The following is an 11,509-nucleotide window of genomic DNA, read 5'->3' as shown; positions in this document are numbered from 1 at the left end:
GGCGCAACTGAAGAGCTTTTGTGGCGAGGGGGCTTGCCCCCGTTGGGCTGCGAAGCGGCCCCAAAACCTGCAATCGCAAAATGTCTGGTTAACCGCATGCAATGGTTTCACGACTGCTGCGCAGCCGAACGGGGGCAAGCCCCCTCGCCACAGAGATTCTCACTGATTCGTTTCCTGCTCCTGGGTTGTGTCCTGCTGCTGAGCGCCTGCGCCAGCCGCGCCCCGCTGCCCGAGCACAGCCCGAGCCTGGCGCTGCCGCTGCAATTGCATATCCAGCGTCTGGCGGCGGACCAGCGTCAGGACTGGGTGTTGGTGATTCAGCAAGAAGGCCCGGCCCTGCGTTGGTCGATGATGGATTTACTGGGCATTCCCCAGGCCCGGCAGAAGCTGATCGACGGCGCCTGGCAGGCCGACGGTCTGCTGCCGCCGAATCCGGAAGCCCGGGAGCTGTTCGCCGCGCTGTTGTTTGCGTTGACGCCGGAAGGTGAGTTGCAAAGCAATTACCCCGTCGCCTGGCAGCATGGCGCGCAACGAACCTTGCCCGAGCGCTGGGACGTCCGATATTCACGCCCGATGAGCTTTGAATTGAACCTGCCCAAAGGCCCGAAATACCAAATCACGCCGCTGAACGGGGACACGCCATGACCGCCTGGTTGAACGCCTTGGGGGTGATCTGCGCCCTGGGTCGCGACAAACGGGAAGTCGCGCGCAACCTGTTTGCCGGCGATTGTTCCGGCATGCGTAGCGAGGCGGGCTGGGTGACGGGACGTTCATTGCCCGTGGCCGCGGTGCAGGGCGAACTCGCGCCGATTCCCCCGGAACTGGCCGACCAGCGCAGCCGCAACAATCAACTGCTGCTGGAAGCGGCGCTGCAAATTCGCCCGAACATCGAGCAAGCGATCCAGACCTACGGCCATGACCGCATCGGCATCGTATTGGGCACCAGCACCTCGGGCATCGACGAAGCCAGCCGCGGGTTGGCGCATTACATCCGTGAGCATGAATTCCCCGCCGACTACGATTATCGGCAGCAGGAACTCGGCGCACCGGCGAATTTCCTGGCCGACTGGCTGCAATTGAGCGGCCCGGCCTATGTGATTTCCACCGCGTGCACCTCCAGCGCCCGGGCCTTGATGAGTGCCCAGCGTCTGCTCGACCTTGGGTTGTGCGATGCCGTGCTGTGCGGCGGCGTCGACAGTTTGTGCAGACTGACCCTCAATGGTTTTTCGGCCCTGGAAGCGGTGTCCGAGCAGCGCTGCATCCCGTTCTCGGCCAACCGCAACGGCATCAACATTGGCGAAGCGGCGGTGCTGTTCTTGATGAGCAAGCAACCGGGCGACGGCCCATCGATTGCCCTGCTCGGCAGCGGCGCCAGCTCCGACGCGCACCATATTTCTGCGCCAGAACCGACCGGCCGTGGCGCCCAGCAAGCCATGCGCAAGGCCTTGAGCCGCGCGGCCCTGGAGCCGTCGCAAATCGCTTATCTGAACCTGCACGGCACCGCCACCCAGCACAACGACGCCATGGAAAGCCTGGCGGTCGCTGCGCTGTTCCCGGACGGCGTGCCCTGTTCGTCGACCAAACCGATGACCGGCCACACCCTCGGCGCCGCCGGGGCCCTGGAAGCGGCGTTCTGCTGGTTGAGCCTGAGCGCCGACAATCCCGAGCATGCCCTGCCGCCGCACCTCTGGGACGGCCAGCCCGACCCCGACTTGCCGCCATTGAACTGGGTGACGCCGGCCCATCGCCTGGCGTCCATTGCACCCCGCTACCTGATGAGCAATTCGTTTGCCTTCGGTGGCAATAACGTCAGCCTGATTATCGGAGACGCCCCATGATTGCCTGGCCGCTCGCCGAACTGCTGCCTCACGCTGGCGACATGATCCTCATCGAGCAGATCCTGTCGTTCGATGACGAGCAGATTCACACTCGCCTCACCGTCAAACCCAATGGCCTGTTCAACCGCCCCGACGGCAGCCTGCCGGCCTGGGTCGGCATCGAACTGATGGCCCAGAGCGTCGCCGCCTACGCCGGTTGCCATGCCCGGGCCCGTGGCGATGCGGTGGAGCTGGGCTTTTTGCTCGGCACCCGCAAATTCGAATGCAACGTCGAACACTTCCCCGCCGGCACCGAGCTGACCATCCACGGCCTGCGTTCGCTGGAAGACGACAGCGGCATGGGCGTGTTCGAATGCCACATCAACGCGCCCGGCATCCACGCCACCGCCCGGCTCAACGTGTATCGCCCGCCGCAAGCGGCGCAATACCTTCAAGAAATCCAAGGAGTCGAGTGATGACTGAATTCGTACTGGTCACCGGCTCCAGCCGTGGCATCGGCCGCGCCATCGCCTTGCGCCTGGCCCAGGCCGGGCATGACATCGTGCTGCATTGCCGCAGCGGCATGGCCGAGGCGATCGCTGTTCAAGGCGAAATCCAGGCGTTGGGCCGTAATGCCCGCGTGCTGCAATTCGACGTGTCCGACCGCGCCAGTTGCAAAGCCATTCTCGAAGCCGACGTCGAAGCCCATGGTGCCTATTACGGCGTGGTGCTTAACGCCGGGCTGACCCGCGACGGTGCTTTTCCGGCGCTGAGCGAGGATGATTGGGACGTGGTGATGCGCACCAACCTCGACGGTTTCTACAACGTGTTGCACCCGGTGATGATGCCGATGATTCGTCGTCGCGCCGCCGGGCGGATTGTGTGCATCACGTCGGTGTCCGGCTTGATCGGCAACCGTGGCCAGGTCAACTACAGCGCCTCCAAGGCCGGTTTGATCGGCGCCGCGAAAGCGTTGGCGATCGAACTGGGCAAGCGCAAGATTACCGTCAACTGTGTCGCACCCGGCCTGATCGACACCGCAATGCTCGACGAAAACGTGCCGGTGGAAGAACTGATGAAAATGATCCCCGCACAACGCATGGGCACCCCCGAAGAGGTGGCCGGCGCCGTGAATTTCCTGATGTCGGCGGAAGCCTCGTACATCACCCGCCAGGTTCTGGCCGTCAATGGAGGCCTGTGCTGATGAAGCGCGTCGTCGTCACCGGCATGGCCGGCATTACTTCACTGGGCAGCGATTGGGACACCATCGCCGGCAACTTCGCGGCCAACCGCAGCGGCATTCGCCGCATGGACGAGTGGGATCGCTTCACTGAACTCAACACGCGCCTGGCTGGCCCCATCGATGATTTCAAAGTCCCGAGCCACTGGACCCGCAAGCAACTGCGCAGCATGGGGCGCGTTTCGCGCCTGGCTGTGGGTGCTGCTGAGCAAGCGCTGGCCGACGCCGGGCTGTTGGGCGACGAATCGATCAAGGACGGGCGCATGGGCGTCGCTTGTGGTTCGTCCACCGGCAGCACCGACGAGATCAAGGCATTCGGCAACATGCTGCTCAACTCGGTGGCCGAAGGCCTGAACGCCAACTCCTACGTGCGGATGATGCCGCACACCACGGCGGCGAATATCAGCATCTTCTTCGGCCTCACCGGCCGGCTGATCCCGACCTCCAGCGCCTGCACCAGCGGCAGCCAGGGCATCGGCTACGCCTACGAGTCGATCAAGTTCGGTCGCTTGCCGCTGATGCTCGCCGGCGGCGCCGAAGAACTGTGCCCGACCGAAGCCATGGTCTTCGACGCGCTCTACGCCACCAGCCTGAAAAACGACGCGCCGCAAACCAGCCCACGTCCGTACGACAAGGGTCGCGATGGCCTGGTGATCGGTGAAGGCGGCGGCATGCTGGTGCTCGAAGAACTGGAACACGCCCTGGCACGCGGCGCACACATCCATGCCGAACTCGTCGGTTTCGGCAGCAACGCCGACGGCCAGCACACCACCCGCCCCGAGCAGGTGACCATGCGCCGCGCGATGGAACTGGCGCTGGAAGATGCCGGTTTGCAGCCGTCGGACATTGGCTACGTCAACGGTCACGGCACGGCTACAGAACAGGGCGACATTGCCGAAACACTGGCCACCAGTGCGCTGTTCGGTGAACACATGCCGATCAGTTCGCAGAAAAGCTTCCTCGGTCACACGTTGGGTGCCTGCGGTGCGCTGGAGTCCTGGTTCAGCATCGAAATGCTCAATCGCGACCTGTACGTGCACACCTTCAACCTCGACGAGATCGACCCGCACTGCGGCAAGCTCGACTACCTGCGCGGCGAGTTCCGGCAGATGAGCAACCAATACGTGATGAACAACAACTTTGCCTTCGGCGGCGTCAACACTTCGCTGATCTTCCGCCGCTGGTCGTAACCGAACTAATCCGGGTCAAGGAGACCTCCATGCACTTCAAGAAACTCGCTACCGCCGCCACCCTGCTGATCTGCGCCCTGCCGGCCATCAGCCAGGCCCGTGACACCGCCGTGTACCTGCCCTTCGACAAAGCCGTCGCCGAAGCCACCCGCACCGGCAAAATCGATGGCAGCGTGAAGTTCTACCTGGCGGGCAACAACCCGGCCGGCAACGTCACCGTCCTTACTGCAGGCTCGGTGACCAACAAGAAAACCAACGCCTTCAACAAGACCGACACCGTGGCCTGCGAATGGGTCGCGCAATCGGCCATCATCAGCCTGCACGAGGCGGCCAAAAGCGCCGGCGCCAATGCCGTGACCAACATCGTGAGTTTCTACAAAAGCAATGAGCGTAAAGACGCCAAGAACTATGAGTGCCACGCCGGCGCGATCATGGCCGGTGTTGCGTTGAAAGGGGATTTGGTGAAGGTTCAGTAAGGCCAGAAACGACAAAGGGCGCCTTTTCAGGCGCCTTTTTTTTGAGCCCGTTTTGATCGGACGCGGAGCGTTGATCGTTCCCACGCTCTGCGTGGGAATGCAGCCCGGGACGCTCCGCGTCCCTGCCGAGGCGGACGCAGAGCGTCCATTGAGGCATTCCCACGCAGGAGCGTGGGAACGATCATCGTCAAAGATCGCAGGCTGCTCCAGTTCCTACAGGGTTGGTATTGTGTCGTCTGGCGTTGATGGCTGATCTTTGTGAGCGCTGCGCACTCAAGCGGGAGCAAGTTCTCTCGCCACAATGACAAAGGGCGCCTTTCGGCGCCCCTTCGCAAACAGGTCGGCTTGTCATCGCCCTTCACCTGTCTGGCTCTGCGATGGCTGGTTACCCAGGATCCTCAGAGTCTCACAAGCCCCTTTCGGGTTCGCCGTTGATTGATCGTTCCCACGCTCTGCGTGGGAATGCAGCCCGGGACGCTCCGCGTCCCTGCCGAGGCGGACGTAGAGCGTCCATTGAGGCATTCCCACGCAGGAGCGTGGGAACGATCATCTCTGTCGTTTTCAAGGTGAGTCGAAGTTGTCCAGCACCCGGTTGACCGCCAGCTCTCCCAACATGATCGACTGCTGAATCCCAAGCAGTGTGTTGCACTGCGATCCCTCCAGAAATCTCACGAAATCACTCGCCATGACATTCGCCGATGCCAGCGATTCACTCGCGTATTCCAGCAAGGTCCGGTTGTCGACTTCGGGCGCGATGAAAACGATGTTGCTGGGTTGTCGCTTGTAGAGGGGCGCTACGTTATCGGCGGACTGATTGAGCGTTTCTGCGTCCGGGGACGTGTCGAGAGATGCCGAATGACCATCCGGCGGGTTTGGTGTGTCCTTGAACATAATTCGGTCTCCAAAAAAGTGGAGCCGTCACCGAATTGCTACTAAACAAAAGGGTGGCAGCTGAACGCAGGTTAGTAGACCGGGGAGACACGAAACCGGCGCGCCCGAGAGCGCCCTGCGCACAGCTACCATCAAGCACAGGCATGGAAAATACCTGACTGTCTGGAACGCAAATACGCTTCGTGTAACCACGAGCTACTAAACCCGATCACTGATGAGCAGTGATGCGAATCAAGTTACCGATGGCCCCCAAAGCGTACAAGCCGGCGGATTCTGAGCCTGTCGTAAGCTCCGCCGCAAGGCGTTGTAGTCTTCCGGAACATAGCTTCGGAAATGTCCCACAGAGGGCATCACGATTTCAGGGGCTCCACCTTCCTCGTCAACAACTCCACAAACGCCTTCGCCATCGGCGATTTCTGATCCTTGCGCTGCACCAGCCACACCGCCGACACCGCTTCCGGATCCAGCAGCGGCCGATACACCACACCATCGATCCTCATCCGCTGGTACGACGCCGGCAGTACCGACACACCCAACCCCGCCGCTACCAACCCAATGATGGTCATCGCCTCGCCAGCCTCTTGGGCAAAGTGCGGGCTAAACCCGGCATCTCGCGCCAGGCTGAGTAGCTGGGCGTACAGACCACTGCCATAACTGCGTGGGAAAAAGACGAAAGGTTCGAGGGCAAGGGCAGACAGAAACAGGCCTTCTTCGCTGTCGTTCGCCAATGGATGCTTGGAACTGAGCACCGCCACCAGGGGCTCGCGCATCAACTCCACCACGCTGAGGGAATCCGGCAACCCGAGCGGTCGCATGATTCCGATCTCGATTGACTCATCCACTAACGCGTCGGCGACTTGGGTGCTGCTCATCTCCCGCAAGTTCAGGTGCACAGCGGGGAAGCGCTGACGAAACGAGAAAATCGCCTGGGGGATGGTCGAGTTGAAGGGTGCCGACGAGGTGAAGCCGATTTTCAACTCGCCCAGCTCCCCGAGTTGCGCACGGCGGGCAACGTCTGCCGCTTTGTCGACCTGGGCCAGCACCAGTCGCGCCTCTTCCAGAAACAACCGACCAGCCTCACTCAGCTCGACCCGACGATTGGTCCGCTCGAACAACCGTGCGCCAACCTCCGCTTCCAGTGCCTGAATCTGTTGACTCAACGGCGGCTGCGAGATGCCCAACACCTGAGCGGCGCGGCCAAAGTGCAGCTCTTCGGCGACGGCGATGAAGTAGCGCAGGTGGCGTAATTCCATGAAAACTCCATTAGGTCGCTAAACCTATCAAACAGGTCGAACAATATATTGGATTGAATCATTAGGCAGCTATATGCTTTTTTCATTGCCTGACCGGCTGCGCCCTCCGAGGTCCGAAGTGAAAACTGCTGTCACCCCACTCGCCCATGAAGTTCCGCCCACTGCGCTGGACGATGTCGTCGCCGAGCTGAACGAGATCTACATCGAAAAAGGCACGCCGATGTTCATGCGCACGGTGCTGGCGCTGTTCTGCGGCGGCTTCGCGACGTTCGCCCTGCTGTATTGCGTGCAGCCGATGATGCCGCTGCTGTCCCACGAGTACTCGATCAACGCGGCCCAGAGCAGCCTGATCCTGTCGGTGGCCACCGGCATGCTCGCGATTGGTCTGCTGATCACCGGCCCGATTTCCGACCGGGTCGGGCGCAAGCCGGTGATGGTGACCGCGTTGTTCGCCGCTTCGCTGTGCACCATGGCCAGCGCGATGATGCCGAGCTGGGAAGGCGTGTTGATCATGCGGGCGTTGATCGGGCTGTCGTTGAGCGGCCTGGCGGCGGTCGCCATGACTTATTTGAGCGAAGAGATTCATCCGCAGCACATTGGCTTGGCCATGGGTTTGTACATTGGCGGTAACGCGATTGGCGGGATGTCTGGACGCTTGATCACTGGCGTGTTGATCGACTTCGTCAGTTGGCACACGGCGATGTTGGTGATCGGCGGTCTGGCGCTGATCGCGGCGGCTGTGTTCTGGAAGATCCTGCCCGAGTCACGCAACTTCCGCGCTCGCTCGATGCACCCGCGCAGCCTGCTCGACGGCTTCACCATGCACTTTCGCGACGCCGGCCTGCCGCTGCTGTTCCTTGAGGCTTTTGTGCTGATGGGCGCGTTCGTCACGCTGTTCAACTACATCGGCTATCGCCTGCTGGCCGCGCCTTACAACATGGACCAGGCCTTTGTCGGGCTGCTGTCGGTGGTGTACCTGTCGGGGATCTATAGCTCGGCGAAGATTGGTTCGCTGGCGGACAAACTGGGCCGCCGTAAGGTGCTGTGGGCGACGATCACCTTGATGCTCGCAGGCCTGGCGCTGACCCTGTTTACACCGCTGCCACTGGTGATCATTGGCATGCTGATCTTCACCTTCGGCTTCTTCGGCGCGCATTCGGTGGCCAGCAGCTGGATTGGGCGGCGGGCGATCAAGGCCAAGGGGCAGGCTTCGTCGCTGTATCTGTTCAGCTATTACGCCGGGTCGAGTATTGCGGGGACGGCGGGTGGGGTGTTCTGGCACCTCGGCGGGTGGAACGGGATCGGGTTGTTTATTGGCGGGTTGCTGGTGATTGCGTTGTTGGTAGCGTTGAAGCTGGCGAAGTTGCCGCCGCTGCCAGGCACCGCACAGGTCTAGCCACAACTGCGCCCCAGCGGTAATCGCGAGCCAAGGTACACTGACGGCATTCGTCAGTCTTGGTAAAGGGAAACCAGAATGCGCCTGGACCGTCTTCACATTCAGAATTTTCGTTGCTACGAAGATGCCACTTTCGACTTTCAGCCGGGTTTCAATCTGGTGGTGGGGGTTAATGGGAGTGGGAAGACTTCGTTGTTGCAGGCGGTGGCAGTTTCATTCATCGAATTCGGCAATGCGATGAAACCTAGCCAGACCTCCCTAAAAAATGAAGACATACGTTTTGTCATAGATCGTTTTGATGGCCGAAGCCGGTACGAACGCAAATTTCCATTACTTGTGCACGGCATGGGTGACGTGTTCGAAGCAACAGAATGGGTGATTAAACGAGATGGGGAAGCCCTTCCACACCTGGTCGATTCCATTTTCGACGCTGAAAAAAAGCAAAAACGCCCGGCACAAGCCGGGCGTTTTGGTTATCGGGCAACGATCACTCGTGATACTGCGCCGACAATTCATGCACCGCGCGCAGGAACGCGCCCGCATGCTCCGGATCAACTTCCGGGGTGATGCCATGACCCAGGTTGAACACGTGGCCACTGCCCTTGCCGTAGCTGGCAAGGATGCGGCCGACTTCGGTGCGGATGGCTTCTGGCTTGGCGTAGAGCACGGTCGGGTCCATGTTGCCTTGCAGGGCGACTTTGTTGCCGACGCGGTCGCGGGCGTTGCCGATGTCGCAGGTCCAGTCCAGGCCCAATGCGTCAGCGCCAGCGTCGGCGATGCTTTCCAGCCACAGCCCCCCGCCCTTGGTGAACAGGATGACCGGCACTTTGCGGCCTTCGTGTTCGCGGATCAGGCCACTGACGATCTTGCGCATGTAGGCCAGGGAGAATTCCTGGTACGCCGCCGCCGAGAGGTTGCCGCCCCAGCTATCGAAGATCTGCACCGCTTGGGCGCCGGCCATGATCTGGCCGTTGAGGTAGCTGGTGACCGACTGAGCCAGCTTGTCCAGCAACAAGTGCAGGGCTTGCGGGTTGTCGTAGAGCATGGTTTTGGTCTTGCGGTAGTCTTTCGACGAGCCGCCTTCGACCATGTAGGTGGCCAGGGTCCATGGGCTGCCGGAGAAGCCGATCAGCGGCACGCGGCCGTTCAGTTCGCGGCGGATGGTGCTGACCGCGTCCATCACGTAGCCAAGGTCTTTGTGCGGATCCGGGATCGGCAGGGCTTCGATGTCGGCCATCGTGCTGACGACTTTCTTGAAGCGTGGGCCTTCACCGGTTTCAAAGTACAGGCCTTGGCCCATGGCGTCCGGGATGGTGAGGATGTCGGAGAAGAGGATCGCCGCGTCCAGTTGCGGGTAGCGGTCGAGCGGTTGCATCGTGACTTCGCAAGCGAACTCCGGGTTCATGCACAGGCTCATGAAGTCACCGGCCTTGGCGCGGCTGGCGCGGTATTCCGGCAGATAGCGACCGGCCTGACGCATCATCCAGACAGGCGTGACGTCTACGGGTTGCTTGAGCAGGGCGCGAAGGAAACGGTCGTTCTTCAGGGCAGTCATGTCGGCATCCGGAAAAAAAGTGCGGGCATTTTCTCAGAGCGCGACGCAAAAGGCACGGTTGCAGGTCAGCCTTTTGTCTATCGGGTCAATTTGTCGCGGTGAAAATCCGGCATTCGCAACACCCTGAAACCAATGTGGGAGCGGGCTTGCTCGCGAAAGCGGTGTGTCAGTCGACATCAATACTGACTGTTACACCGTCTTCGCGAGCAAGCCCGCTCCCACATTTTGATCGCATTCCTGTTCAGGAAAGCGATCAGACCTCCAGGTAATCCAGGATCCCTTCAGCCGCATTGCGGCCTTCGAAGATCGCCGTCACCACCAGGTCAGACCCGCGAACCATATCGCCACCGGCGAAGATTTTCGGGTTGCTGGTCTGGTGCTTGTATTTACCCTGCTCCGGGGCCACGACGCGGCCCTGGCTGTCGGTCTGGATTTCGTACTGTTCGAACCACGACGCCGGGCTTGGACGGAAACCGAACGCGATGACCACGGCGTCGGCCGGGATGATCTCTTCGGAACCCGGGATCGGCTCGGGGCTGCGACGGCCACGGGCGTCCGGTTCGCCGAGACGGGTCTCGACCACTTTCACACCTTCGACGCGGTCTTCACCGACGATGGCGATCGGCTGGCGGTTGTAGAGGAATTTCACGCCTTCTTCCTTGGCGTTCTTCACCTCTTTGCGCGAGCCGGGCATGTTCGCTTCGTCGCGACGATACGCACAGGTCACCGACTTGGCGCCCTGGCGGATCGACGTGCGGTTGCAGTCCATCGCCGTGTCGCCGCCGCCCAGCACCACGACCTTCTTGCCTTTCATGTCGACGAAATCTTCCGGCGACTTTTCAAAGCCCAGGTTGCGGTTGACGTTGGCGATCAGGAAGTCGAGCGCGTCGTGCACGCCCGGCAGGTCCTCACCGGCAAAGCCGCCCTTCATGTAGGTGTAAGTGCCCATGCCCATGAACACGGCATCGTATTCGGCGAGCAGTTGCTCGATGGTCACGTCCTTGCCCACTTCGGTGTTCAGGCGGAACTCGATGCCCATGCCGGTGAAGACTTCGCGGCGATTGCTCAACACGGTCTTTTCCAGCTTGAACTCGGGGATACCGAAGGTCAGCAGACCGCCGATTTCCGGGTTCTTGTCGAACACCACCGGGGTCACGCCGCCGCGCACCAGCACGTCGGCACAGCCCAGGCCAGCAGGGCCGGCACCGATGATTGCGACACGCTTGCCGGTCGGCTTGACCTTGGACATGTCCGGGCGCCAGCCCATGGCGAAGGCGGTGTCGGTGATGTACTTCTCGACCGAACCGATGGTCACCGCGCCGAAGCCGTCGTTGAGGGTGCAGGCACCCTCGCACAGACGATCCTGGGGGCACACCCGACCGCAGACTTCCGGCAGGGTGTTGGTCTGGTGCGACAGCTCGGCGGCCTGGAGGATGTTGCCCTCGGCCACCAGTTTCAGCCAGTTGGGAATGAAGTTGTGCACCGGGCACTTCCATTCGCAATACGGGTTACCGCAACCCAGGCAGCGGTGGGCCTGATCGGCCGAATGCTGGGGTTTAAAGGGTTCGTAGATTTCCACGAACTCTTTCTTGCGTTGACGCAACAGTTTCTTCTTCGGATCTTTGCGCCCGACATCGATGAACTGGAAGTCGTTATTCAGACGTTCAGCCATTGTTAAAACCTCTCAACAG

12 protein-coding genes are annotated in these 11,509 nt (G+C 61.2%); 8 read left to right on the top strand and 4 right to left on the bottom strand.

Features of this window, described 5'->3' with window-relative positions; translation table 11 throughout:
• Window positions 1-162: 162 nt before the first annotated feature.
• From FQ192_RS14370 to FQ192_RS14345, 6 genes are read left to right on the top strand one after another with little or no spacing between them, the layout of a single operon-like run.
• Entirely contained in the window at window positions 163-645 is a 483-nt protein-coding gene (locus FQ192_RS14370; RefSeq protein WP_149659276.1) for a DUF3261 domain-containing protein, read from the top strand.
• A complete protein-coding gene (locus FQ192_RS14365; RefSeq protein WP_149659187.1) occupies window positions 642-1,838 on the top strand; it encodes a beta-ketoacyl-[acyl-carrier-protein] synthase family protein in 1,197 nt (398 codons plus the stop codon). Before FQ192_RS14370 ends, FQ192_RS14365 begins: the two co-directional genes overlap by 4 nt.
• Entirely contained in the window at window positions 1,835-2,293 is a 459-nt protein-coding gene (locus FQ192_RS14360) for a hotdog family protein (RefSeq protein WP_149659186.1), read from the top strand. Before FQ192_RS14365 ends, FQ192_RS14360 begins: the two co-directional genes overlap by 4 nt.
• Window positions 2,293-3,021: a 3-oxoacyl-ACP reductase FabG gene (gene fabG, locus FQ192_RS14355; protein ID WP_149659185.1), complete on the top strand. Its 729-nt coding sequence runs from the start codon at window positions 2,293-2,295 to the stop codon at window positions 3,019-3,021. The genes FQ192_RS14360 and fabG overlap by 1 nt, the downstream gene beginning before the upstream one ends.
• A complete protein-coding gene (locus FQ192_RS14350; protein ID WP_149659184.1) occupies window positions 3,021-4,247 on the top strand; it encodes a beta-ketoacyl-ACP synthase in 1,227 nt (408 codons plus the stop codon). The genes fabG and FQ192_RS14350 overlap by 1 nt, the downstream gene beginning before the upstream one ends.
• Before the next feature lie 29 nt (window positions 4,248-4,276).
• Window positions 4,277-4,723, top strand: coding sequence for an excinuclease (locus FQ192_RS14345; protein WP_149659183.1), 447 nt, complete (start codon window positions 4,277-4,279; stop codon window positions 4,721-4,723).
• A gap of 561 nt (window positions 4,724-5,284) precedes the next feature.
• Here the strand turns inward: FQ192_RS14345 and FQ192_RS34045 are convergent.
• Together FQ192_RS34045 and FQ192_RS14330 are read right to left on the bottom strand one after the other, a co-directional pair.
• On the bottom strand, window positions 5,285-5,614 hold the full coding sequence (locus FQ192_RS34045) for a DUF6124 family protein (protein ID WP_178129119.1): 330 nt from the start codon (window positions 5,612-5,614) through the stop codon (window positions 5,285-5,287).
• A gap of 350 nt (window positions 5,615-5,964) precedes the next feature.
• Complete coding sequence (locus FQ192_RS14330; RefSeq protein ID WP_149659181.1) at window positions 5,965-6,867, bottom strand: LysR family transcriptional regulator; 903 nt, start codon at window positions 6,865-6,867, stop codon at window positions 5,965-5,967.
• A 118-nt stretch (window positions 6,868-6,985) separates the two neighbouring features.
• Here FQ192_RS14330 and FQ192_RS14325 point away from each other — a divergent pair, with 118 nt between their 5' ends.
• Both FQ192_RS14325 and FQ192_RS14320 read left to right on the top strand, forming a co-directional pair.
• Complete coding sequence (locus tag FQ192_RS14325; protein ID WP_149659180.1) at window positions 6,986-8,263, top strand: MFS transporter; 1,278 nt, start codon at window positions 6,986-6,988, stop codon at window positions 8,261-8,263.
• Window positions 8,264-8,341: 78 nt separating this feature from the next.
• The gene (locus tag FQ192_RS14320; RefSeq protein ID WP_149659179.1) at window positions 8,342-8,830 is read left to right on the top strand and encodes an ATP-binding protein; all 489 of its coding nucleotides are present in this window, start codon (window positions 8,342-8,344) and stop codon (window positions 8,828-8,830) included.
• Here FQ192_RS14320 and hemE read toward each other — a convergent pair.
• The gene (gene hemE / locus FQ192_RS14315) at window positions 8,751-9,818 is read right to left on the bottom strand and encodes a uroporphyrinogen decarboxylase (protein ID WP_133837894.1); all 1,068 of its coding nucleotides are present in this window, start codon (window positions 9,816-9,818) and stop codon (window positions 8,751-8,753) included. The genes FQ192_RS14320 and hemE overlap by 80 nt on opposite strands.
• A gap of 253 nt (window positions 9,819-10,071) precedes the next feature.
• Window positions 10,072-11,490 carry an FAD-dependent oxidoreductase gene (locus FQ192_RS14310; protein ID WP_149659178.1) on the bottom strand — a complete coding sequence of 473 codons (1,419 nt, stop codon included), beginning with the start codon at window positions 11,488-11,490 and terminating at the stop codon, window positions 10,072-10,074.
• Window positions 11,491-11,509: the final 19 nt, after the last annotated feature.

It is taken from the genome of Pseudomonas sp. ANT_J12, from assembly GCF_008370045.1.
Lineage (GTDB): Bacteria > Pseudomonadota > Gammaproteobacteria > Pseudomonadales > Pseudomonadaceae > Aquipseudomonas.
Note: the sequence above shows the minus strand (reverse complement) of the source record. Positions and strands in the feature narration are given on the sequence as shown.